Here is a 23,394-nt window from a genome sequence, read left to right on the forward strand (position 1 = left end):
GCCTCACTTCTCCTCTCCGAGCTTCACGGCTTGATGCACACGCAAACGCCGGATGTGCAGGAACAGCAGCGCCGCACCCGTCAGCATCATGACGCCGACGACGACGTACAGCTGGCCTGTATCGCGCGAATCGAAGATAACGCGAAACGGCGGAACTTGCGTCTTGACGTTCTCAGCGGTTTGCAGAAAAGGCAGGAACAAATAACTCGTCAGCTTGCCGATGCCGAAACCGAGCGCAATCGCCAGACCTGCCGTAAACGCCTGCTCCAGCAGCAGCATCCCGGTTAACTGCCTGCGGGACAGCCCCATCGCGCGCAGCACGCCGAACTGGACAACACGGCTCGATAGGTTGAAGAACCAGTAAAGAATGTACCCGATCAAGGAAACGAACACGGACACGAGAAACCCAAGGCTCAATATGCCGAATACCCCGCCCCTTGCCGGATGCTTCTTCTGGGTGATCAGTTCGTTGCGCACATCCTTCACAGTTGCGATATCGACGTTCTTCGCCGCCAGCGACTCGAGCAGCGGAGCCACCTTCGCCCCGTCCTTCATCTTCAGCCACACGTCGTACGGCGTAATCGGCGCCTGATCGTATACGTATTCCAGATTGGCGATAAAGAATGGCATTTCATCCGGATATTGACTCGGCCAGTAAGGGACAGCCGCAACGACGACGAATTCGACCGGTTGGCCGGAAACGGTAATATTCATCAGGTCGCCGGGTTTGATGTGATGCTTCTCGGCGAACGAAGTCGGGATGATCACTGCCTGTTCATACTGACCGAGCAGGTTTAAATACAGATTTTGATGAATCGGGAACAAATCTTTACGGAACCAGCCGACATGGGCGAAGTCTACATTGTCGATGCCCATGAGCATGCCTTGGCCGAGCGACTTGCCGGAAACGACGACGTTGCTCTTGGCCGTCAAGACCCGAGCCGCATGCTCGACGCCCTCCAGCTCGCGGAACACTTCGAAAGGAGGCTCGATGTAGCGCAGCTTCGGAGGGGGCTCATTGCCGCTGCCCGGTGCGCCGGGCTGTCCTTGGCCGCCTTGGCCCTGCCCTTGACCGCCCTGGCCTTGGCCCTGACCCTGACCGCCCTGGCCTTGACCGCCTTGACCGCCTCCTTGCTGCGGACTCGGCAGCTCGTCGGAGACGGCCTGCCAATCGGCGCGCATGACGACATCGGTACCGTAGGCGTACAAGATGCGGTCGGTCGAGTTCAAGTCGATCGTTCGCGCAGCCGAGGCGTTATACACGCCGAGTCCAAGGGTAAGAATAAGCAAGATCATTAACGGGTAATAGGCCGTCGACGAGCGGGACAGCTGCGTCAGCGTCAAGTAGACGGGAACCGGCAGTACCCGTTTGCCCAGCCAATTGCCGAAGCGCAGCAGCCACGGGAAGACGCGCAGGAAAAACAGACCGAGCGCAATAATCGACAAAGCCGGGATAAAAAACAACAGCGGATGCACCTGCAGCTGATCGGTGGTCATGCCCGTGCGGCTGAACAAATCCTGCCTCTGCCCGAACAAGTAGTAGCCGTAGCCCACAAGACCAAGCAGCAGCACGTCGAGAAACCACTTTTGCCAAAACGGCCGCCGATCGGAGCGCGCCAGCTTCTGCTTATAGCTGACGATCGATGCCCGTGCAAACACGATGGCCGGTATAACGCTGGCCAGTATCGCAATGACGACGGCCGCCGCACCGTACAGCAGCGCTTCCATCGAGACGCCGACCGGCACGGCCTTGCGGTCGACGAACGTGAGAAAACCGCTGGAGGAGCCGATGCTCTTGGCCATCAACCAGCCGAGCAGCGGTCCAAGAAGCAGAGCGGCTGCGCCGAGAAGCAGTCCTTCCAGCAAATAGATCCATATAATTTGCCCTGTGCTGCCGCCCCGGCTGCGAATGACCGCGATTACGGTTCGCTGCCGGTCGAGCGACTGCCTCGCGTTCATGACGATGTAATAGAACACCATGGCGATCATGGGCGCCGCCAGCGTGAACAGCAAGATTTGCAGCTGCAAGCTCTGCACTTTAAATTCCTGCAGCAGCGGGATGAACGAGATGTCCACTCTCGTGTTTTTGAGCATCTGGAACAGCGTGATGTCAAGACGCTCCAGCTTCCGCTCCAAACCCGCCAGCTGGCTCGTTTGGATGTCGCGTAAATCGAACGCATAATACCAGTTCGCCAAGTTCAGCGGAATCTTTTTATTGTTCAATATATAATCCTGAAAACCGGCTTCGCTCATGAACGTGGAGCTGAGCAAGCCTTCCAGTCCTTGGTACCAGTAGGGATCAGAGCCGGAGAGCGGTTTGAACGCGCCGACGATCTTAATCTTGAGCGGAGCGATGCCGAGCCCTCCGGAGATCGGGTATGTGAAGACGTCCCCCACATGCATATCGCCCCGGTAGAGCGCCTCCTCGAACATGACGACTTCGACCGCCCCGCCTTGGGGCTGCTCCGCAAACCACGTGCCTTGCGTCAGCTCCACCTGCTCCTTCAGTCCGGTCTGCGCCATCAGCGTCAGCTGTCTGCGCTTGCTCGGATCGACCTTCGACGGATCGTCGGGCGACACCTGCGAGCCGCGAATCGAATACGTCCGTACGAAAGCCTGGTGCGGAAACGCGATGTCCTTCGGCAGGTCCTCCCGAATAAACGCATCGACACCGTTCAAATCGCTAAGCTCGGCACGGTCGCTGCCGCTCGCTTGATAACGGATCATGACCGAGCCTGCCGGCAAACCGCCGCTTTTTTCTTCCAGCGATTTGGCGACGACGCGCTTCAGCGAACCGTCCGCGTACATCGGGATGCTGGTCGTGAAGGCGACCGCCATGATCAAGCCGATCAACGTGCTTAACGTCAGCCAGCGGGTGTTCCACATTTTGCGAAACAAGAAACGGAACATCAGCATCAGCGACCCACTACTTTCTGTCCCGGCGTCAAGCCTTTCACAATTTCCACATCGGTGGAGGTTTGCTGGCCGAGCTCCACGTCCACCTCGCGCTTGTTGCCTTTATCGTCCACGACCTGCACATAGTTGCGTCCCGAATACGAACGAAGCGCCGCCAGCGGAATGATCACCGCATTCTCTTTGCGCTGCGTAATGACCGAGACGCCTAACATCGTGCCCCGGTTCAGCCCCTCCGGAAACGGATCGAGCTTGACGATCATGTAATTTTCGATAGAGTCAGGCTGTTTCTGCCCTTCGCCGGGGAATCCGCTGCCGCCACCCCCGCTGTTCGGATCTTTCGGATTCGGCAGCTGCTGCACCGTCCCTTTATACTGTCCGGCCGCGTTGACGTCGACCACAACCTCCATCCCGACGGCGACCTTCTTCAGGTCGTCCTGGCTGAGCGTTGCGGCAACGGTGAGCTGTGACAGATCGGCGATGGTGACGATCGCATCATACGCCTTCGCCGTATCGCCCTTCTTCACATACACCGACACAATCGTACCGGAGAATGGGGCCGTCAGCTTCGCATTGGCAATCGTGCTCTCCAGCTTATTCAATTCCTCGCGCTTCAGCTCGAAATCGATCTTCGCCTGCTCGACCTCTTCGGCGCTCTTGCCGTCGGCATTGCGCAGCGTCTCGATCATGGCCAGCTCATCCCTGCGCGTCTGCAGCCTTGTCTTCTTGAGCTGGCTCTCCTGCTCGGTGACGTCGAGCTCGGCGATGATTTGACCTTTTTCTACCGTGTCACCGGTTTTGACATACAGATTTTTAATGCGGCGGCTCGTTTCATCAGTAAAATATAAGTCCTCCTCCACCGTCGCCATCAGCTTCCCGGAGCCGCGAACCTTCGTTTCAAGCGTATCGGTCTTGACGACGTACTCCGGCTTCTTCGACAGCTTCGGCGGCTGGATGGCAGGCAGCGTTTCTTCTTCCTCCTCTTTCGGAAGCACCGAGCAGCCCGCCGTAACGGCTAGCGATACGGCGAGGCAGGCGATGGCCGCCGGCTTGGCCGCCTTTTTAAGCATTAATAAATTTCCCATCCACCATTTCGAAGACACGGTCGGCTACCTCCATTATTGTCGGATCGTGCGTGGTCATGCAGATCGTCATGCGTTCGGTGCGGATAATATCCCGGAACACGTTCATGACTTGAGCACCCATCTGGGAATCCAGCTCGGCGGTCGGTTCGTCGGCCAGCAGCAAGCTCGGCTTATGCGCAATCGCCTTGGCGATCGCCACCCGCTGCTGCTCGCCCCCGGACAGCTCGAAGGGACGGTGGTGCATCCGTCTGACAAGCCCGACCAGCTCCAGGCAATGCGTCACGCGAGGTTTCCACTGAGCCCGGGGAACCCCGGCCATGCGCAAGGAAAGTTCCACATTTTCCCAAGCGGACAAGAGCGGCATTAGAGCAAAGGATTGGAATATAAAACCGATTTCTTTTCTTCGTATGTAGGTGCGCTCATCGTCACCGCATTGGTGAAACAGATGTTCCTTGAACCGGATCTCGCCACGGTTCGGCTGATCCAAGCCGCCGATCAAATTCAGCAGCGTCGTTTTGCCGGAACCGGACCGGCCTTTCAGCATTACAAGCTGCAGCGGATACAACGACATATCAATCCCTTTCAGGACATGAAGCTGCTGACCGCCAACCGGAAACGACCTTTCGACGCCGGTCACCGTCAGCAAGGGCTTGCTTGTATCGATCGCCGCAGGCAGCGATTGCTCTAGCGCAGCCAGTTCGGCTGCGGACGCCGCTTCGGGAACTTGCTCGCCTTCGGAGGAGACGCCGAATTGCGGTTCCTCCGGCACGCCGGGACTTGGCTTCTGCGCTTGTTTTTTGTTTCTGCGCAAGCCTGGAAACATGTTGACCCTCCTTTTTTTTACAATTTCGACCACCGGTCAGAATTGATGGAACACATGAAATAGACGACAGAACTGGAAAAAAGGTTACACATCACGCAGCAACAAAATAAAAATATTTACCAAATTAACAATCCATGTTTCCGGTTTCTGCGGCACGGGTTCCACGGGTTGCGAGCGCCGCAAAACGGCAATATCTCATTCATGATGCCGGACAAAATTATAAATGATATGAAGATAATATGAAGAAATCGTTAAGAAGCCGGGGAGGGGTTAGGGCGCAAAACGGCTTGAAGGAGGTTAGGGGTACTTCGGGGCGGGCTCCATGGTGTTTTTGGCGAGAAGCGAAAAAAGACATTCGCCCCGGGGACGAATGTCTCGATATTTCGCAAATTCCACGTTGAACTCGACCGGAATCTGTACGATAGTGCACTTCTTGCATAAAGCTTACCGGGATCGGAACTTCTGCGAATGTTCCTTCGCCTGTTCCACCGATGTAATCCGGTTACGCTGCCATTCGAGCAGAATGCGGTCAATGTAGCGGAAATGCACTTTCCCGGCGAACACCGCTTCCTTCAAGCCGGCCAAGATCAATGCCTCCGGATGGCCGTCCTTGTCTAACCAGCCTGTGATCGATTCGAACTCCATCGGGGTCAACGGCCGACCGAACTCCTTCTCGAAAATCGAAAAAATATCTTTCCGCTCCCCGCGCGCGCTCTCCGAAACGATCTGCGCTCTGCGCGCAGCCTCCCATTCGTCCGCGCGAATCGCCGCGAGCCTGTTGAGCAGCGGCGACCAGTTGTAGGCTTCGCTGTGTACCCCCGTCACCGGATCCTTCGTTTCATCGATCAGCAGGAATCCTTCCCGCATCAGCTTCTGCAGCACTGTGATCACTTTGTCTTGTGCAATCGACATCCGCGCGCACAGCTCCTCAGGCGTCGGAAAGTCCTTGCCTTCCTTCTGCTTGAACGCCATGAGATGAATCAGCAGCATCACTTCATGTTCCCCTAAACGCAGCTGGGGATAATATTGCAGCAGCCAGTACGGCACCTCGACGCTGCCGCTTTGCAGTCCTTCCAGCAGCAAGGCAGCAAAGTCCCCCGCTTCTTGCCCGTTCCCCCTCATGCCAACCCCTCTTTCCGTAACGTATCCTTACCCGAGCAACTGAACCGCCGGCCGGCCTTACGGATACAAACGATAGAGCAAACGCGGGAACGGAATCGTCTCCCGGACGTGGTCAAGGCCGCAAATCCAGGCGACCGTCCGCTCCAGCCCCAGACCGAAGCCCGAATGCGGCACGGAGCCGTATTTGCGCAGATCCAGATACCACTGGTACGCTTCCTTCGATAGCTCGTGCTCCTTGAAGCGTTCCTCCATCAGCTCCGGATCGTCGATGCGCTGGCTGCCCCCGATAATTTCGCCGTACCCTTCGGGCGCAATCATATCCGCACACAGCACGACTTCCGGACGAGACGGATCCGGCTTCATATAGAACGCTTTGATTTCCGTCGGGTAATGCGTGATGAACACCGGCTTGTCATAGCTTTCCGCGATCGCCGTCTCGTGAGGAGCGCCGAAATCTTCGCCCCACTCAAACTCGTGCCCGTTGTCCTGCAGAAACTTGACCGCTTCGTCGTACGTAATGCGCGGAAACGGGGCTTGAATGCGCTCCAGCTTCGTCACATCCCGTTCCAGCACCTCAAGCTCCTTGCGGCAGTTCGCCAGCACCGACTGCACGACATACGAAACGAACTGCTCCTGTACTTCCAGATTCTCTTCATGCGTGACGAAAGCCATCTCCGGCTCAATCATCCAAAACTCGATCAGGTGACGGCGCGTCTTCGACTTCTCGGCGCGGAACGTCGGCCCGAACGAATACACCCGGCCGAGCGCCATCGCCGCCGCTTCCATGTAAAGCTGTCCGCTTTGCGTCAAGTAAGCGTCCTCGTCAAAATATTTCGTATGGAACAGATTGGTCGTCCCTTCGCAGGAAGAAGGCGTCAAGATTGGCGGATCTACCAAATGAAATCCGCGTTCGTCAAAAAACTGCTGAATCGCCCGGATGATTTGCGAACGAATGACCAAAATTGCCCGCTGCCGCGGCGTACGAATCCACAAGTGACGGTGATCCATCAAATAATCGACGCCGTGCTCCTTCGGTGTAATCGGATAATCGGTCGCGAGCTGAATGATCTCGATGCCTGTGACCGTGAGCTCGAAGCCGCCCTTGCTTCGCGAATCCTCACGTACGACGCCCGTAACGTATAAGGAGCTTTCCTGCGTCAGCTTGCCTGCGTCCTCCCACACTTGCTCGGAAACTTCGCTTTTCACAACGACGCCCTGCATAAATCCGGAACCGTCCCGCAGCTGCAAAAACCTTATTTTTCCGCTCGAGCGGATATTATGTAACCAACAACCGATGGTAACCGTTTGTTCCACGTGCCCGCCCGCTTGGCGAATCGTAACCAAATTGCGATTCATCAGCCATCCTCCTTGCTTGATCGAATCCGGGACGCCGGTGAACAGATGTTCGACCGGCGCTCTTTATCCTTATTCTACATGATTGGATTTGAAAATCAAACGGTGCGTATCCCGCGCGATGACCAGCTCCTCATTCGTCGGAATGACGAGCGCCTGAACGCGCGAACCGGGCTTGGTGATGACCCGTTCCCCGCCGTCGCGGCGCATATTGGCCGCTTCGTCGAGCTCTAGGCCGAGGAACGTCAGGTTACGGCAGACGGCGTCGCGCAGCACGGCCGAGTTTTCCCCTACGCCGGCGGTAAACACGATAGCATCGATGCCGTTCATGGCGGCGGCGTAAGCGCCGATGTATTTGCGCAGCCGGTATTCATACATCTTGAACGCGAGCGTCGCGTTCCGGTCGCCCGCCTCCATCGCCTGCGTAATCTCCCGCATGTCGCTGCTGATGCCGGAGATCGCCATCAGCCCGCTGTGCTTGTTCAGCATGGAGTTGACCTCCGACAGTGTCAGGTCTTCCTTGCCCATCGTGAACGGAACGATCGCCGGATCGATGTCCCCGCTGCGCGTCCCCATCATCAGCCCTTCCAGCGGCGTTAAGCCCATGCTCGTGTCGAGCGACTGGCCGTGCAGCACCGCTGCGCAGCTGGCGCCGTTGCCGATATGGCACGTCACCAGCTTCAGCTCCGAAAGCGGCCTGCCGAGAAACGAAGCCGCCCGCTCGCTGACATAAGCGTGCGACATGCCGTGAAACCCGTAACGGCGAATTTTGTGCTTTTTGTAGAGCACCATCGGAATGGGGTATAAATAGGACGTCTCGGGCATCGTCTGGTGGAACGCCGTATCAAATACGACCGCCTGCGGCGTATTCGGCATGTTCGCCTCGACCGCTTGAATGCCCAGCATATGTGCCGGGTTGTGCAGCGGCGCAAGGTCGAACAGCCGCTTGATCTCGCGCTTCACCTCTTCGTTCACCCTCACCGAGCTGGAGAACGACTCGCCGCCATGCACGACCCGGTGCCCGACGGCTTCGATTTGCGCTGCGGATTGCAGCACGCCGAATTCCGGATGGACCAGCATATCGAGCACCCGGCGAATCGCCGTCGTATGCTCCAAAATTTCCCGCACCTCGCGAATGTCCTGCTTCCCTTCCGGTTCGTAAGTGAGAATCGCCGATTCCATGCCGATCCGCTCCACCTTGCCTTTGGCCAGCACCGATTCATCCGTCATTTGATACAGTTGAAATTTCAATGACGAGCTCCCGGCGTTGATGACGAGAATAATCATAGTCGGTCACCGTCCTTATCGTAGGTAAAAAAGCCTTGTCCCGTTTTCGTCCCGAGATGCCCCGCCCGAACCATTTGTTTGAGCAGGAACGAAGGCCGGTACTTCAGCTCGCCGAACTCGCGGAACATTCGCTCCATCGCCGCCAGCACCGAATCGAGTCCGAACCGGTCAGCCATCTCCAGCGGTCCGTAACGAAAATCGTACCCGATCCGCATCGCGCTATCGATATCGTCGGCCGTCGCCACCCGTTCGGAAAGCGCATGCATCGCTTCGTTAATCAGGATGCAGATCAACCGCGTCGTCACGAAGCCCGGCGATTCGTACACTTGAATGCCGCGTTTTTGAATCGTTTGTTCCACGAAACGGCGCGTTTGTTCGAACGTATCCTCGCTCGTTTTAACCGCCCGAATAATTTCCACGAGATGAATTTTCGATACCGGGTACAAAAAATGCAGCCCGATCACCCGCTCCGGCACCTTCGTTGCGGCCGCGATCTCGGTTAAGCTGAGCGTCGACGTATTGCTTGCGAGAATGATCGGGGGCGGGCACAGGTCGTCAAGCCGCGCGAACACTTGTTTTTTCAAATCCAGATCTTCGCTGATCGATTCGATCACCATGTCGCACTCGGACAACCGGCTCCAGTCCGTCATCTTATGAATACGCGATAAAATCAATTTTTTCTCCGGGATCGTAATCGCCCATTTCTCGATCTGCTTGTCTAGGCTAATCTCCATTTGTTCCCAAGCCTGGTCCAGACGCTCCGGCGTTCGTTCGATCAGCAGCACCTCAAGCCCGCGGGAGGCTAGCATTTCCGCGATGCCTTGGCCCATTGTGCCCGCTCCGACGACTCCTATTTTGTTAAATACCATGATGGCGTCCCCCCTCCATATCGATCCAGTGATATTATACACAAGCGGAAGAAATTTTCATAAATCATTTGTCACACTTTTCGCAAAAAAAGTCCGCCAAACCCGGTTTATCGGGCGGCGGACTTTGGACACAAGCTTATTTGTTGGCAAGGCGGGCTTCATGAGCCGCTTCGTACGCGGCAATTTTGTCTTCATGCTGCAGTGTCAAGCCGATATCGTCAAGACCGAGCAGCAGAAATTGACGGCGATGCTCGTCGAGGTTAAACACGATGTTCAGCCCTTGGTCGTCGGTGATCGTATTGTTCTCGAGATCGACGGTCAGCTGATAGCCTTCTTGAGCGGCTGTGCGCTGGAACAGTTCTTCCACTTGCTCTTCGCTGAGCGTGATCGGCAGGATGCCGTTCTTGAAGCAGTTATTGTAGAAAATGTCGGCGAACGACGGCGCAATGACGACGCGGAAGCCGTAGTCTTGAATCGCCCATGGCGCGTGCTCGCGGGATGAACCGCAGCCGAAGTTGGCGCGGGAGATCAGCACCGAAGCGCCTTGGTAACGCGGCTGGTTCAAGCTGAACTCGGGAATGACGTTCCCTTTCGGGTCAAATCGCCATTCGAAGAAGAGGAACTGGCCGAAGCCGGAACGCTCGATGCGTTTCAGGAATTGTTTAGGGATGATGGCGTCCGTATCGACGTTCACGCGGTCGACCGGGCCGACGATGCCGGTATGCTTTTTAAAGGCTTCCATTTCGTTCTACTCCTTATTTCTCATGTGGTGTATGCTTAAGCTTCCTGCTTCACTTTAAATTCCCAATCGCGCACATCTGTAAAACGCCCTTTGACCGCTGCAGCGGCAGCCATCGCCGGCGATACGAGATGCGTGCGTCCGTCGCGGCCTTGACGGCCTTCGAAGTTCCGGTTGGACGTCGACGCACAGCGTTGTCCCGGTTGGAGCACGTCCGGGTTCATTGCCAGACACATCGAGCAGCCCGCGTCGCGCCATTCGAATCCGGCTTCGGTGAAGATTTTGTCCAGACCTTCCTTCTCGGCCTGGATCTTCACGCGGCCCGATCCCGGTACGACAATCGCCGTGACGTTCGGAGCCACTTTATGACCTTGAGCGACAGCTGCGGCGGCGCGCAGGTCTTCGATCCGGCCGTTCGTACAGGAACCGATAAACACATAATCGATCGCGATTTCGGACATCGGCGTTCCCGGCGTCAAGCCCATGTACTCCAGGGCTTTCTCAGCAGCTTTGCGCTCGTTCTCGGTCGTGAAGTCCGCCGGATTCGGCACAACGCCGGTAATGTCGGTACCCATGCCCGGGCTCGTGCCCCAGGTCACTTGCGGGATCAGGCTCTCGGCGTCGAATTCAACCACACGGTCGTATACAGCGCCTTCGTCTGTCGTCAGCTTGCTCCATTCGGCTACCGCTCTGTCGAACGCTTCGCCTTGCGGCACATACTCGCGTCCGCGCAAGTAATCGAATGTCGTTTGGTCAGGCGCGATCAAACCGGCTCTTGCGCCCGCTTCGATCGACATGTTACATACGGTCATGCGCTCTTCCATCGACAAGTTGCGGATCGCTTCGCCCGTATACTCGATGACGTAACCGGTGGCGAAATCCGTACCGTATTTCGCGATCACGCCGAGGATCAAGTCTTTCGCCGTGACGCCCGGCTGCAAGCGGCCGTTGATGCGCACTTCAAGCGTTTTGGCTTTGGATTGCTGCAAGCATTGCGTCGCGAGCACGTGCTCGACTTCGCTCGTCCCGATGCCGAACGCCAATGCGCCGAAAGCGCCGTGAGTCGACGTGTGGCTGTCGCCGCAGACGATCGTTTTGCCCGGATGCGTCAAGCCGACTTCCGGTCCCATAACGTGCACGACACCTTGGTCGATGCTGTCCAGGTCAAACAGCTTGATCCCGAAGTCAGCGCAGTTTTTCGAAAGCGTATCGATCTGCTGCTTCGAAATCGGATCGGTGATGTTGAAACGGTCTTTCGTCGGCACGTTGTGATCCATCGTCGCGAACGTCAGGTCCGGACGGCGCACTTTGCGGCCGCTCAAGCGAAGTCCTTCGAAAGCTTGCGGGCTTGTCACTTCATGCACCAAATGCAGGTCGATATAGATGATGCTCGGTTTGCCTGCTTCGGATTGAATGACATGGTTATCCCAAATTTTCTCAAACATTGTTTTTGCCATCGGTTCCACCTCGGGTTGTGTATGAATGAATCCTTGGAATGTACTGCTCTATGTGTTACATCGTACCATGTTCAACTTCATTGTTCCAAGATATAATAGCTATAACATTGATAGGTTTCGATAATAATGCATCATAAATCAATTATGAACCAAAGGAGCCGTTTGAACGATCATGGAACTGCGTCAGCTGCAATACGCTTTGCAAATCGCTATCGACAAAAACTTTTCCCGCGCCGCAGAAAAGCTGCACATCGCCCAGCCCTCCCTCAGCCAGCAGCTGTCCAAGCTGGAGAAAGAAATCGGCGTACTCTTGTTTCAACGCACGACAAACTCGGTGGAGGTCACGTATGCCGGGTCGCTCTTCGTGGAGAAGGCACAAAAAATACTCGACACCGTCGAGCAGCTGAAGAAGGAAATGGAAGATATTTCACAGATGCGCAAGGGCCGGCTTGTCGTCGGCAGCCTGCCGATCACCGGCGCGCACGTCCTGCCGCTCGTGCTTCCCGTTTTTCAGGAGCGCTACCCCGAGATCGACGTCGTGCTTGTCGAGGAGACGACGAGGAACCTCGAGCATTTGACCGCCAGCGGCCAGGCGGACATATCGCTGCTGTCGCTGCCGCTGTTTGACGACGCGCTCGCTTACGAGCCGGTGATCGAGGAAGAAATCGTGCTGGCGGTGCCGCCGCAGCATCCGCTCGCCGCCAAGGCCGCAGAAGCGGCCCCCGGTGAAGGAGGCGATGCGTGGACGGATCCGCTCCGTCCGCTATCAGGCGCAGACCGCTCGGTGCAGCCGGTCGACATCGGGCTGCTGCGGAACGAGCCGTTCATCGCGCTGAAGAAGGGCCAGGGCTTCCGGCAAATCGCCATCGAGCTGTGCGGCAGCGCAGGCTTCTCGCCGAACATTGTGTTCGAAAGCAGCAACATCGAGACGGTGCAGTCGCTCGTCGCCGCCGGCATGGGCATCGCCTTCGTGCCGCACATGGTATCCCGCGGCCGCTGGAGCAAGCTGGCGCCTGCCTACCTGCCGCTGCAAAGCCGTCCGACGCGAACGCTCGTAGTCGCTTACCGCAAAGGACGCTACTTGTCCAAGGCGGTCGAAGCGTTCATGGAGACGTTCCGCGACGTCATGCGCACGCCGACCTGACTCCAGCCTGCCATTAATGGTGTCCCTTCGCCATGCGATGACGGCATGGCGCGGGGATAGCCCCGCTTATTCCGCGTACAACGACGGACGTCGATCCTCGAAGATCGGAATGCGCCGGCGAACGTCCTTCACAAGCCCGAGATCGATCGTGGCCCGCACGATGCGCTCGCTTTCGTCCCCTTCCGCGAGCACCTCGCCCCACGGGTCGATGACCATGGAATGACCGAAAAATTCCGTCGTTCCGCTTATGCCGACACGGTTGCACGAAATGACGAACATCTGATTCTCAATCGCGCGCGCCATCAGCAGCGTTCGCCAATGGTGCAGGCGCGGATTCGGCCATTCCGCCGGCACGAACAGCACCTGGGCGCCGCCGAGCGCCAGCTTGCGCGACAATTCCGGGAAGCGGATGTCGTAACAAATCATCATCCCCGCCGGAACGCCGTCGAGCTCAAGCCTTCCCAGCTTGTCTCCGCTTTGCAAAAACTTCTCCTCGTCCATCAACCGGAACAGATGAATTTTCGAATAGTCGCCGGCTTCGTTCCCTTCACGATCGAACGCATAGATCGTATTGAAAACCCCGCCTTCCCGCTTCTCCGCGATCGATCCGCCCACGACGTTCACCCCGTGTTCCCGGCTAAACCCGGACAGCAGCGCCCGCGTCCGTTCTCCGGCCGGGTCGGCCAATTCCTGAATGCGGTCCAGCGCATACCCGGTGTTCCACATCTCCGGAATGACGATCACATCCGGCTTCACTTCATTCGTGACCGCTTCATTCAGCATTTCTTCCAACTTGGCGTAATTGCGCTCCGGCTCGCCGATGGCTATGTCCATCTGCAGCAGCGCGACGTTCCAGGTGCCTTGTGTCATGTTCCCCATCCTTTACTTCGTAAAATCGACATTTCCTTAACTATAGAGCATGAGGCCGACAACTTCAACGGATCCTCCATGCGAAAGCCATTCCCATGTACACAGGTCGGAATTCATGTTACATTAATCGTATTCAACTAAAGCGGCATCAGCCCGCATACCGATACTAAGCAATGGAGTGAGACGAACATGAACCCAACTTCGCCCAGCGCCGTCAGCGCTTTTCCCATTCAGCCCGCGCAGCGCCTGCAGGAGCTGCCTACCCAATTTTTCGCCAAACTCGTGCGCAAAGCGAACGAGCAAATCGCTGCCGGACACGATGTCATCAATCTCGGCCAAGGCAACCCGGACCGTCCGACGCCGCCGCATATCGTACAGGCGCTGCAGGAAGCGGCGGAGAACCCCCAATACCACAGATATCCGCCGTTCAACGGCTATATGTTCCTGAAGGAAGCGGTCGCCCAGCGGTATCGTGAAGATTACGGCGTCGAGCTCGATCCCGAAACGGAGGTCGCCATCTTGTTCGGCGGCAAAACCGGGCTCGTCGAAATCGCCCAATGTCTGCTCAATCCGGGCGACGTGTGCCTCGTCCCGGATCCGGGCTATCCGGATTATTGGTCCGGCGTCGCATTGTCCGGAGCCCGCATGGCGTTCATGCCGCTGCGGGAGTCGAATGCGTTCCTGCCGGATTACGACTCACTGGCGGCCGACGATCTCAACAAAGCGAAGCTGATGTTCATGAACTACCCGAACAACCCGACCGCTGTCTCGGCTCCTTACTCCTTCTACGAGGAAACCGTGCGGTTCGCCGCCAAGCACGGCATCGTCGTCGCCAGCGATTTCGCTTACGGCGCAATCGGGTTCGAAGAGACGAAGCCCGTCAGCTTCTTGCAGGTGCCGGGCGCCAAGGAAGTCGGCGTCGAATTTTACACGCTGTCCAAAACGTACAATATGGCCGGATGGCGGGTCGGCTTTTGCCTCGGAAATAAAGAAGTTGTGCGCATGATCAACCTGATACAGGATCATTATTACTGCAGCCTGTTCGGGGGCATTCAAGCGGCGGCGGCGGTAGCGCTCACCGGACCGCAATCGTGCGTGGACGAGCTTGTCGCGGTTTATCAATCCCGCCGTCATGCGCTGTTTACCGAGCTGGACCGGATCGGCTGGCAAGCGAAACGATCGCAAGGCTCTTTCTTTACATGGCTGCCGGTTCCGAAGGGATACACCTCCGAAACGCTGGCCGATCGGCTGCTGAACGAAGCCAAAATCGTCGTTGCGCCCGGTATCGGCTTCGGGGAGCACGGCGAAGGTTACGTACGGCTCGGCTTGCTAAGTCCGGAATCGAGACTGCAGGAAGCGGTGCGCCGGGTTGAAGCGCTCGGTTTATTTTAAGACCGCCAAGGGGATCATTCATATATACCAAACCTTAGGACTATGGTAGAATAAGCTCATTGCATCCATCATTCCGAAGTCTTATTCTACCGCTTAAGGTGATGCCTATGGACTACGACACGATCTCCAGCCTGCAAATGAATCGTTGGCATCGTATCTATTTAAATGCGTATTGGTGCATGATCGTTCTGTCGTTAGCGGTGGCATGCGTCGGGTACCCGTTTCGCTCCGTAAGCGAAGAGAGCGCCTTGTACCCATGTATCCTGTTTCCGACGGCGGGCTTGTCTGCAGTCGCCATCGTCGCTGAGTTGACGCTGCCGAGAATGAAGGCTTATCAAGATTTCTTCATGATCACGACCGCGACCGCCATGTGTGCCGTGCTCGTCTCCTCGATCTCGATGATCACGTTTATCCAATCGCTGTTTGTGCTGCCGTTGCTGATTTCGGTTATCTACATGCGGCGCCAAATCGCGTTCTATGCCTTCGGCCTGAACTTATCCTGCTTTTACGTCACGACGTTCGCCAACGAAGCGATTCGCGTACAGACAACCCGGGATCAAATCATCCTGATACATCTGTTGCTAGTCGCCGTGCTCCTGATCGCCTTAACGATCGTGGCCCGCGGACGGCAATTGGCCCGCTATTTGCAATCGGTCATCGACGCCAAACAGGAGCTTCTGGTGCAAAATGTCGTGTTGGACAAGCTGATCAAAACCGACGCGCTTACCGGACTTTACAATCACCGGACGTTTCACGAATACTTGGACAAATTGCTCGAGCTGTGGAATCATCAGCCGTTCCCGCTTTGCCTCGCCGTTCTCGACATTGATAATTTTAAGACCGTGAACGACACGTACGGACACCGCGCCGGCGACATCGTGCTGCGGGCAGTCGCAACCGCCATCCAGGAAGCCCTTACCCCTAACGATTTCGCCGCCCGTTACGGCGGTGAGGAATTCGCCGTCATTATGACCGAGAAGTCGTTCAAGGAAGCGTATGCGATGCTTGAGAACATTCGCACCGTCATTGCGAATATGCGGCACCCTGAGTTGGACGGCAGCTCGGTGACAGTCAGTATCGGCCTGTATGCGCATCGCGCCAACGAAGACAAAGAGCGATTGTTCGAGAAAGCGGATATGCTGCTGTACGAGGCCAAACATTCCGGCAAAAACCGAACCGCCTGCGCAGGCTAGCTCCAAGTCCAACCCGTATCGGACGGCGCCCTCTCCTTTACAAACCGCGTCCGGGCGTGCTATGCTAAACAAGAAACCAAACGTAATGATGGGAATAGTAGGAAGCCCCTGCACGCTCAGAGAGTAAATTCCGACGGCTGAGAGAATTTACCGTGAAGACTTACCGAACCCGCCCCTGAACGGCCAACGACGAGTTGGACGGCGTTCCCCGCCGTTATGAGGGATCAAGACGGATGAGCACGCTCATCAAGTAAGGTGGTACCGCGGAAGTTATGGCTTTCGTCCTTAGAGGACGGGGCCTTTTTGCATTTACCGGGACCCTCCTCTCCAATCGTAACGGAAAAGAGTGAAGTATATGTCGCAAGCCATTGTCGTCAAAATCGGAAGCAGCTCGCTCACGTCGGATGAAGGGGGGCTGAACCGCGATAAAATCGTGTTCTTCGCCTCGGAACTGGCTTCTCTGCACCGCGCCGGTTATCCGGTGCTGCTCGTCACCTCCGGCGCGGTCGCGGCCGGGTTTCGCGAGCTCGGCTATGCATCCCGTCCCAAAGCGCTGCATGAGAAGCAAGCTTCGGCGTCCGTCGGGCAAGCGCTGCTGATGCAGGCGTACCATGATGCATTCGGACGCCACGGTGTCGGCGTCGGTCAAATTTTGCTTACCCGCTCCGACTTTTCCAACCGCAAACGCATCCATAACGCGCAGATGACGCTGGAGGAGCTGCTTCGAAGGCGCATGGTGCCGATCATTAACGAGAACGACACCGTCTCGGTCGACGAGCTGAAATTCGGCGACAACGATACGTTATCCGCCCTGGTCGCTAATCTGGTACGGGCGCGCAAGCTGGTCATCCTGACCGATACCGACGGGCTCTACACGGAAGATCCGCGGAAAAACGCCGAAGCGAAACGGATCGACCGCGTGAACGAAATCGACGAAGAGCTCTACCGGATCGCCGGAGGCTCGGGCTCTTCCGTCGGCACCGGCGGCATGCGCTCCAAGGTTGAAGCGGCCCGCATCGCGATGCGCGGCGGCATTCCCGTCTTCGTCGGCCGGGTTATGGAACCCGGCGACTTGACGCTTGCGGTGGACGGCTCCGGCAAAGGCACGTATTTCGATACGAGCGAACACAATTTGCCGATGAAGAAGCAGTGGCTCGGCTTCCACTCACAGCCGCAAGGCCGCGCCGTCGTCGACGACGGCGCGGAACGGGCGCTCATCGAGGGCGGCAAAAGTCTGCTGCCGGCCGGCGTGAAGGAAGTTTCCGGCGACTTTCACCCGGGCGACGTCATCGAGGTTGTGAACGCGAGCGGGCAGACGGTCGGCCGGGGCGTCGTCAATTATGCGGCGTGGCAGCTTCAAGCCGTTGCCGGGTTAAGCACCGACGAAGTGCTGAAGCGCATCGAGGTGCCGCGGCTCGAAGTCATACACCGCGACGAATGGATTACCCTCGCCGCGACGGCGAAAGCAAGAGATAGCGCAAATTCGTAAGATCAGCTTACTTACTTAAAGGAGGAACAGGCGAATGACGACTGTTTACGATACCCATACTTCTGAAGTGACGATAAAGGCGAAGCTGGCTAAAGCGGCCTCGCCGAAGCTTAGCTTGCTCTCCACCGGGCAGAAGAACGCCGCCCTGCTCCGCATGGCTGAAGCGCTGGTTCAGGAAGCCTCTTCGATTATCGCCGCTAACGCGCTCGACCTGCAGCGCGGCCGCGAGAACGGCATCTCGGTCTCGCTGCTCGACCGGCTCGCGTTAAACGAGTCCCGCATCGCGGCGATGGCCGAAGGCTTGCGCCAAGTCGTGGAGCTGCCAGATCCGATCGGCGATGTGCTCGAAGCGTTCGACCGGCCTAACGGGCTGTCGATCCGCAAGGTGCGCGTCCCGCTCGGCGTGATCGGCATGATCTACGAAGCCCGCCCGAACGTTACGGTCGATGCGGCCGGACTGTGTTTGAAAACCGGCAACGCCGTCGTCCTGCGCGGCGGATCGTCCGCTCTTGAATCGAACAAACGCATCGTAGAGGTACTGCACGAAGCGCTTCGCGAAACCGACGTTCCCGTCGATGCGCTGCAGCTCGTGCTGGATCCGAGCCGCGCCTCGGCCCAAGAAATGCTCAAGCTGAACGGCCTGCTTGACGTGCTCATTCCGCGCGGCGGCGCTTCGCTCATCCAGAATGTCGTGAAGAACGCTTCCGTACCGGTCATCGAAACCGGCTCCGGCATTTGCCATACGTTCATCGATGATTCGGCGAAGCCGGAGATGGCGCTGCAAATCGCCATCAACGCCAAAGTGCAGCGCCCCTCCGTCTGCAACTCGATGGAAACGCTGCTCGTGCACAAGTCGTTTGCCGAACGGCATCTCGAGATGATCCTGCACCAGTTCGCACAGCAGAACGTTGAACTGCGCGGCGACGAACAGGCCCGCCGCATCTTCCCCGGCATGAATGAAGCCACCGATCAGGATTGGGATACCGAGTATAACGATTACATTCTCAACGTACGTATCGTGGATGGGTTGGACGAAGCGCTGGCGCATATCGCCGCTCACGGGACGATGCATTCCGAATGCATCGTAACCGAAAATGCCGACCATGCCGCCCGTTTCTTGAATGAAGTCGACGCCGCCGCCGTTTACCACAACGCCTCCACCCGTTTTACCGACGGGTTCGAATTCGGCTTCGGCGCGGAAATCGGCATCAGCACGCAAAAGCTTCACGTCCGCGGACCGATGGGCCTGCCTGCCTTGACATCGAGCAAATACCGTGTCGTCGGCAACGGCCAAATCCGGGGATAACGAACATATAAAGGAGTCCTTCAACGTGTCCAACACTTTAGCTTCAATAAATATCGCCTTTATCGGCGCAGGCTCGATGGCCGAAGCCGTCATTCGCGGCCTGATCGACAAGGGGGGCGTCCAAGGCGAGCGCATCTTCGTCGCGAACCGCTCGAATGCGGCTCGATTGCAGGAGCTTCAGCAGACATACGGCATTCGTTACACGCAAGACGAAGCCGCCAAAGAACAGGCGATCCGCCAAGCGGACGTCGTCGTCATCGCCTTTAAGCCGAAGGATGCCGCAGAGGGCGTGCGGCTTCTCCGCGGGCTGTTGAACGAGCGCCAGCTGCTCGTCTCCGTCATTGCCGGGCTATCCATTGAAACGATATCCGGGCTGCTGGAGAACCCGCGCATGCCGGTTGTGCGCACGATGCCCAACACGTCCAGCACGATCGGTCTCGGCGCAACCGGTATCAGCTTCTCCGCAGCCGTCAACGCCGAACAGCGGCAAATCGCGACCGACATGTTTCGGTCGACCGGCATCGTCAGCATCGTCGACGAGCCGCTGCTCGATACGGTCACAGGCCTGTCGGGAAGCGGCCCCGCTTACATCTATTTCATGATGGAAGCGATGATTGAGGGGGGCGTCCAAGGCGGCCTCAACCGCGAGGAAGCGCGGCGGCTGACCGTGCAAACCGTACTTGGCGCCGCCCGCATGGTTGAGACGACCGGCGAGGAGCCGGCCGAGCTGCGCCGCAAAGTAACGTCGCCGAACGGCACGACACAAGCCGCGCTCGAGCTGATGGCCGGTCGCGGCTTCAGCGAGACGGTCACGCAAGCCGTGCTTCGCTCGGCTGAGCGCGCTTCCGAAATCGGAGCCGCCATCAGCGATTCCGTTACGTCCCAAAACAAATAAAGGAGGTGGATTATCGTGAGTTTGCCCTTGCCAGCTTCTTATTGCATAGCGACATACCGCTGTTATGACGAGAAAGCGGATTTTCATAAGAAAGCAACCGGTATCGCCGTCGGTCTGACCGTCGGCAGCTGGACGGATTTGCCCGAAGCGCGGAAGGCCGAGATGGAGAAACACCTCGGCCGGGTCGTCTCCGTCGACGTCCATGAACCCGCTGCCGGCGAATCGCTCGGCGAACGGTACGCCGACATTCGGATCGCCTATCCGGACGTCAACTTCAGCCGCGACATTCCGGCGCTGCTGGTCACCGTATTCGGCAAGCTGTCGATGGACGGCCGTATTAAATTGACCGACCTCACCTTCTCGCCTTCGTTCCTGGACGCCTTCCCGGGTCCTCGTTTCGGTCTGCAGGGCGTACGCGACCTGCTCGGCGTGCAAGACAGACCGCTGCTGATGAGCATCTTCAAATCGGTAATCGGCCACGATTTGCCGGCGCTGCGCGAGCAGTTCTACCAACAGGCTCTTGGCGGCGTCGATTTGATCAAGGACGATGAGATCTTGTTCGAGAACCCGCTGACGCCGATCGAACGACGCGTTGAGGTGTGCATGGAGGCAGCGGAGCAGGCCGGACGCGAAACAGGTCAAAAGCTGCTGTATGCCGCTAACCTGACAGGTTCGACGTTCGGTTTGGTTGAGCAAGCCAGGCGCGCCATCGGAGCCGGCGCCAATGCGCTGCTGTTTAACGTGCTGGCCTACGGATTCGACGCGCTTGCCGAGCTGAGCCGTCATCCCGACGTGAACGTGCCGATTATGGCGCACCCGGCGCTCGCCGGCGCCTTCTACCCCTCGGCGCACCACGGCATTTCGGCTAACGTCCTGCTCGGCAAGCTGATGCGCCTGGCCGGCGCGGATCTCGTTCTGTTCCCTTCCCCGTACGGATCGGTCGTCATGCCGCTGGAGGAAAACATGGCCATCAAGGATGCTCTCCTAACAACCGAAGCGTCCGGCTATGTGACGGGTGGCGGCGCTGCGGACCAGCTGTCGCTGCGGACCAGCTTCCCGGTGCCGTCCGCCGGCATTCATCCGGGACTTGTGCCGTGGATCTTGCGCGACTTCGGACATGACGTCGTGGTGAACGCCGGCGGCGGCGTCCATGGTCACCCGATGGGCGCAGCGGCCGGAGGACGCGCGTTCCGTCAAGCGATCGACGGCTGCTTGAGCGGCATTCCGCTAAGAACGTATGCGGAAACCCACCCGGAACTGCAGGCGGCAATTCAAGCTTGGGGGATTAAAGAATGAGCAAGCGGCGCGTTATTTTTTGCGATTTCGACGGCACGATTACCGTCAACGACAACATCGTTGCCATTATGAAGCATTTTCAGCCGGAAGGCTGGGATAAGCTTGTGGATCAGGTGATTAACAAAGAAATCACGATTCGCGAAGGGGTCGGACGCATGTTCGCCCTCCTTCCCACCTCCCGCAAGGAGGAAGTGATCGACTTTGCGATCCGCAATGTGACGATTCGTGCGGGGTTCGCCGAGCTGCTCGACTATTGCAAGCGTGAAGGCATTACGTTTCTCGTCACCAGCGGGGGAATCGACTTCTTCGTGTATCCCGTACTGTCGGCGTTCCCGATTCCGAGCGACAATATATACTGCAACGCCAGCGATTTCAGCGGCTCGCATTTCCGTATCTTGTGGCCGCACGCGTGCGACGAGCATTGTCATAACGATTGCGGGATGTGCAAAACGACGATCATTCGCGCCTATCCCGCAGATGAATACGAACGTATCCTGATCGGCGACAGCGTGACCGACTTCGAGGGGGCCAAGCTTGTGGATACGGTTTATGCGCGCGCGCACCTCATCGATTTGTGCAAGGAACTCGGCTTGAATTATAAGCCGTTCGAAAACTTTTATGATGTGATCCAGCATATAGAGGAGTTGAACGTAAGGTGAGCTTCAGCACCATTACGCTAGAAGAGAAACAGCAGGCGTTCGCCGAGCTGCGGGAAATCAAAACCTTGCTGTCCTCACGGGGATGGTTCCCGGGGACAAGCGGCAACCTGTCGATCCGCGTGGGCGGGTTCGCCCCCGAGCAGTTCGCTTTCGCCGTGACGGCGAGCGGCAAGGACAAATCGATCAATACCCCGTCCGACTTCCTGCTCGTCGACCAGAACGGGAAAGCGATCGAAGCGACGAGCTTGAAGCCGTCGGCGGAAACGCTGATCCACTGCGAGATTTATCGGGCAACCGGAGCAGGCGCCATTTTCCATGTGCATACGGTATTCAACAATGTGATCTCGGAGTGGTACGCCGAACGCGGCAGCGTGCCGATCGACGGCGTCGAGCTCATCAAGGCGTTCAATATCTGGGACGAGGAAGCGCAGATTGAGATTCCGATTGTGCCCAACTATGCGGACATTCCGCGTATCGCCGAGCTCGTGGAACGATCGATTCTCCCGCGCATTCCCGGCATCCTCATTCGCAAACACGGCATTTGCGCCTGGGGCGCCAATGCATTCGAGGCGAAGCGCCATCTGGAGGCATTCGAGTTTTTGTTCGAATACGCCTATAGGCTTGCTGTATTGAAGAAATAAGCAGGGCGCTTGCCGGCCCGTGTTGCGGACTTACCTTACATCGTAGAGATGACGCCCATGCTGGGCCGTAACATTAGAAAGCCCTCTGTCACACGGTGACGGAGGGCTTTCTCCATATATTGACCTTCCAAATCGATCGGAACTAAAAGCCTTGCTCGACTTATTTCCCGTATTCGCTCGGGTTCGCACGCCATGCCTGCAGCGCAGCCAAATCCTGCTCCTGGATGCTGCCCTTCGCAAGGGCAACCTGCAGCAGCGTGGTGTAGTTGGTCAACGTCTCGAACGGAACGCCTGCGCCGTCGAACGCTTCTTTCGCCTTATCGAACTGGTACGAGAAGATGCCCAGTACGCCAAGCGCAGCGGCACCCGCTTCGTTCACGGCAAGCGCAACCTTCAGCGAGCTGCCTCCGGTGGAAATCAGGTCCTCGATGACGACGGTCTTCTGCCCCGGGCGGATCGTGCCTTCGATCAGGTTTTCTTTGCCGTGGCCTTTCGCTTTATCGCGTACGTATACCATAGGCAGGCCAAGTTTCTGCGCGACCCAAGCCGCGTGCGGAATACCGCCCGTCGCCGCTCCGGCAATCACTTCGGCATCCGGAAAATATTCGCGGATGATCGAAACGAACCCTTCCGCGATCCGTTCGCGGACTTCCGGGTACGAGATGGTCAGCCGGTTGTCGCAATAAATCGGTGATTTCAAGCCCGACGTCCAGGTAAAAGGCTGCTGCGGCCGCAGGGCGACCGCGCCGATGGACAGCAAATCGGCTGCGATTTGTTCCGCAAGCTGCGGGTTGGTACGAATCGTTGTGGCGCTCATTAGGGTATGCTCCTTTTATGGGGATTATCGGTTGAAAAGCTCGT

20 protein-coding genes and 1 other annotated feature are annotated in these 23,394 nt (G+C 57.6%); of the genes, 9 read left to right on the top strand and 11 right to left on the bottom strand.

Annotated features, from left to right (window positions below; translation table 11 throughout):
* Positions 1-3: 3 nt before the first annotated feature.
* From FKP33_RS00855 to leuC, 9 genes are all read right to left on the bottom strand, one after another.
* The gene (locus FKP33_RS00855; protein WP_127607290.1) at positions 4-2,916 is read right to left on the bottom strand and encodes an ABC transporter permease; all 2,913 of its coding nucleotides are present in this window, start codon (positions 2,914-2,916) and stop codon (positions 4-6) included.
* A complete protein-coding gene (locus FKP33_RS00860; protein ID WP_373423818.1) occupies positions 2,916-3,983 on the bottom strand; it encodes an efflux RND transporter periplasmic adaptor subunit in 1,068 nt (355 codons plus the stop codon). Before FKP33_RS00860 ends, FKP33_RS00855 begins: the two co-directional genes overlap by 1 nt.
* Positions 3,976-4,821, bottom strand: coding sequence for an ABC transporter ATP-binding protein (locus FKP33_RS00865; protein ID WP_127607288.1), 846 nt, complete (start codon positions 4,819-4,821; stop codon positions 3,976-3,978). The genes FKP33_RS00860 and FKP33_RS00865 overlap by 8 nt, the downstream gene beginning before the upstream one ends.
* Before the next feature lie 444 nt (positions 4,822-5,265).
* Positions 5,266-5,943, bottom strand: coding sequence for a DnaD domain protein (locus FKP33_RS00870; RefSeq protein ID WP_127607286.1), 678 nt, complete (start codon positions 5,941-5,943; stop codon positions 5,266-5,268).
* A gap of 57 nt (positions 5,944-6,000) precedes the next feature.
* Positions 6,001-7,299 carry an asparagine--tRNA ligase gene (gene asnS / locus FKP33_RS00875; protein WP_127607284.1) on the bottom strand — a complete coding sequence of 433 codons (1,299 nt, stop codon included), beginning with the start codon at positions 7,297-7,299 and terminating at the stop codon, positions 6,001-6,003.
* A 69-nt stretch (positions 7,300-7,368) separates the two neighbouring features.
* The gene (locus FKP33_RS00880; RefSeq protein ID WP_127607282.1) at positions 7,369-8,583 is read right to left on the bottom strand and encodes an acetate kinase; all 1,215 of its coding nucleotides are present in this window, start codon (positions 8,581-8,583) and stop codon (positions 7,369-7,371) included.
* Positions 8,580-9,452: a 3-hydroxyacyl-CoA dehydrogenase family protein gene (locus FKP33_RS00885; RefSeq protein ID WP_127607280.1), complete on the bottom strand. Its 873-nt coding sequence runs from the start codon at positions 9,450-9,452 to the stop codon at positions 8,580-8,582. Before FKP33_RS00885 ends, FKP33_RS00880 begins: the two co-directional genes overlap by 4 nt.
* 136 nt (positions 9,453-9,588) lie before the next feature.
* Positions 9,589-10,194: a 3-isopropylmalate dehydratase small subunit gene (gene leuD / locus FKP33_RS00890; protein ID WP_141333743.1), complete on the bottom strand. Its 606-nt coding sequence runs from the start codon at positions 10,192-10,194 to the stop codon at positions 9,589-9,591.
* A gap of 35 nt (positions 10,195-10,229) precedes the next feature.
* Positions 10,230-11,648, bottom strand: coding sequence for a 3-isopropylmalate dehydratase large subunit (gene leuC / locus FKP33_RS00895; protein ID WP_054795548.1), 1,419 nt, complete (start codon positions 11,646-11,648; stop codon positions 10,230-10,232).
* 172 nt (positions 11,649-11,820) lie between these two features.
* Here leuC and FKP33_RS00900 point away from each other — a divergent pair, with 172 nt between their 5' ends.
* Positions 11,821-12,792, top strand: coding sequence for a LysR family transcriptional regulator (locus tag FKP33_RS00900; RefSeq protein ID WP_127607276.1), 972 nt, complete (start codon positions 11,821-11,823; stop codon positions 12,790-12,792).
* Between the two features lie 66 nt (positions 12,793-12,858).
* Here the strand turns inward: FKP33_RS00900 and FKP33_RS00905 are convergent, their stop codons facing one another.
* A complete protein-coding gene (locus FKP33_RS00905) occupies positions 12,859-13,662 on the bottom strand; it encodes a carbon-nitrogen family hydrolase (RefSeq protein WP_127607274.1) in 804 nt (267 codons plus the stop codon).
* Between the two features lie 189 nt (positions 13,663-13,851).
* Here FKP33_RS00905 and FKP33_RS00910 point away from each other — a divergent pair, with 189 nt between their 5' ends.
* The 8 genes from FKP33_RS00910 to FKP33_RS00945 all read left to right on the top strand — a co-directional run bounded on the left by FKP33_RS00910 (position 13,852) and on the right by FKP33_RS00945 (position 22,533).
* The gene (locus tag FKP33_RS00910) at positions 13,852-15,054 is read left to right on the top strand and encodes a pyridoxal phosphate-dependent aminotransferase (protein WP_054795547.1); all 1,203 of its coding nucleotides are present in this window, start codon (positions 13,852-13,854) and stop codon (positions 15,052-15,054) included.
* 107 nt (positions 15,055-15,161) lie between these two features.
* Entirely contained in the window at positions 15,162-16,247 is a 1,086-nt protein-coding gene (locus FKP33_RS00915; RefSeq protein WP_181410016.1) for a GGDEF domain-containing protein, read from the top strand.
* A gap of 76 nt (positions 16,248-16,323) precedes the next feature.
* Positions 16,324-16,537: a binding site (T-box leader), on the top strand.
* Positions 16,538-16,602: 65 nt separating this feature from the next.
* Positions 16,603-17,736, top strand: a complete 1,134-nt coding sequence (gene proB / locus FKP33_RS00920) for a glutamate 5-kinase (protein WP_127607270.1) — start codon at positions 16,603-16,605, stop codon at positions 17,734-17,736.
* Positions 17,737-17,770: 34 nt separating this feature from the next.
* On the top strand, positions 17,771-19,042 hold the full coding sequence (locus FKP33_RS00925; RefSeq protein ID WP_127607268.1) for a glutamate-5-semialdehyde dehydrogenase: 1,272 nt from the start codon (positions 17,771-17,773) through the stop codon (positions 19,040-19,042).
* 25 nt (positions 19,043-19,067) lie between these two features.
* The gene (proC, locus tag FKP33_RS00930) at positions 19,068-19,937 is read left to right on the top strand and encodes a pyrroline-5-carboxylate reductase (RefSeq protein ID WP_054798760.1); all 870 of its coding nucleotides are present in this window, start codon (positions 19,068-19,070) and stop codon (positions 19,935-19,937) included.
* Between the two features lie 15 nt (positions 19,938-19,952).
* Entirely contained in the window at positions 19,953-21,233 is a 1,281-nt protein-coding gene (locus FKP33_RS00935; RefSeq protein ID WP_141333745.1) for a 2,3-diketo-5-methylthiopentyl-1-phosphate enolase, read from the top strand.
* Positions 21,230-21,892, top strand: a complete 663-nt coding sequence (locus FKP33_RS00940; RefSeq protein ID WP_127607264.1) for a 2-hydroxy-3-keto-5-methylthiopentenyl-1-phosphate phosphatase — start codon at positions 21,230-21,232, stop codon at positions 21,890-21,892. Before FKP33_RS00935 ends, FKP33_RS00940 begins: the two co-directional genes overlap by 4 nt.
* Positions 21,889-22,533, top strand: coding sequence for a methylthioribulose 1-phosphate dehydratase (locus FKP33_RS00945; RefSeq protein ID WP_141333746.1), 645 nt, complete (start codon positions 21,889-21,891; stop codon positions 22,531-22,533). Before FKP33_RS00940 ends, FKP33_RS00945 begins: the two co-directional genes overlap by 4 nt.
* Before the next feature lie 160 nt (positions 22,534-22,693).
* Here FKP33_RS00945 and pyrE read toward each other — a convergent pair whose 3' ends face one another.
* Complete coding sequence (gene pyrE / locus FKP33_RS00950; protein WP_054795543.1) at positions 22,694-23,350, bottom strand: orotate phosphoribosyltransferase; 657 nt, start codon at positions 23,348-23,350, stop codon at positions 22,694-22,696.
* Positions 23,351-23,394 lie beyond the last annotated feature (44 nt).

Origin of the sequence: Paenibacillus sp. tmac-D7, from assembly GCF_006519665.1 — a bacterium.
GTDB classification, from domain to species: domain Bacteria; phylum Bacillota; class Bacilli; order Paenibacillales; family NBRC-103111; genus Paenibacillus_G; species Paenibacillus_G validus.

Excerpts from the sequence above, each read along its gene's own strand:
- FKP33_RS00870 (WP_127607286.1), bottom strand. The coding sequence starts at position 5,943 with ATGAGGGGGAACGGGCAAGAAGCGGGGGACTTTGCTGCCTTGCTGCTG.
- FKP33_RS00900 (WP_127607276.1), top strand. The coding sequence starts at position 11,821 with ATGGAACTGCGTCAGCTGCAATACGCTTTGCAAATCGCTATCGACAAA.
- FKP33_RS00905 (WP_127607274.1), bottom strand. The coding sequence starts at position 13,662 with ATGACACAAGGCACCTGGAACGTCGCGCTGCTGCAGATGGACATAGCC.
- FKP33_RS00925 (WP_127607268.1), top strand. The coding sequence starts at position 17,771 with ATGACGACTGTTTACGATACCCATACTTCTGAAGTGACGATAAAGGCG.
- FKP33_RS00880 (WP_127607282.1), bottom strand. The coding sequence starts at position 8,583 with ATGATTATTCTCGTCATCAACGCCGGGAGCTCGTCATTGAAATTTCAA.
- FKP33_RS00940 (WP_127607264.1), top strand. The coding sequence starts at position 21,230 with ATGAGCAAGCGGCGCGTTATTTTTTGCGATTTCGACGGCACGATTACC.
- FKP33_RS00915 (WP_181410016.1), top strand. The coding sequence starts at position 15,162 with ATGGACTACGACACGATCTCCAGCCTGCAAATGAATCGTTGGCATCGT.
- asnS (WP_127607284.1), bottom strand. The coding sequence starts at position 7,299 with ATGAATCGCAATTTGGTTACGATTCGCCAAGCGGGCGGGCACGTGGAA.
- leuD (WP_141333743.1), bottom strand. The coding sequence starts at position 10,194 with ATGGAAGCCTTTAAAAAGCATACCGGCATCGTCGGCCCGGTCGACCGC.
- leuC (WP_054795548.1), bottom strand. The coding sequence starts at position 11,648 with ATGGCAAAAACAATGTTTGAGAAAATTTGGGATAACCATGTCATTCAA.
- FKP33_RS00855 (WP_127607290.1), bottom strand. The coding sequence starts at position 2,916 with ATGCTGATGTTCCGTTTCTTGTTTCGCAAAATGTGGAACACCCGCTGG.
- pyrE (WP_054795543.1), bottom strand. The coding sequence starts at position 23,350 with ATGAGCGCCACAACGATTCGTACCAACCCGCAGCTTGCGGAACAAATC.
- FKP33_RS00885 (WP_127607280.1), bottom strand. The coding sequence starts at position 9,452 with ATGGTATTTAACAAAATAGGAGTCGTCGGAGCGGGCACAATGGGCCAA.
- proB (WP_127607270.1), top strand. The coding sequence starts at position 16,603 with ATGTCGCAAGCCATTGTCGTCAAAATCGGAAGCAGCTCGCTCACGTCG.
- FKP33_RS00865 (WP_127607288.1), bottom strand. The coding sequence starts at position 4,821 with ATGTTTCCAGGCTTGCGCAGAAACAAAAAACAAGCGCAGAAGCCAAGT.
- FKP33_RS00910 (WP_054795547.1), top strand. The coding sequence starts at position 13,852 with ATGAACCCAACTTCGCCCAGCGCCGTCAGCGCTTTTCCCATTCAGCCC.
- FKP33_RS00860 (WP_373423818.1), bottom strand. The coding sequence starts at position 3,983 with ATGCTTAAAAAGGCGGCCAAGCCGGCGGCCATCGCCTGCCTCGCCGTA.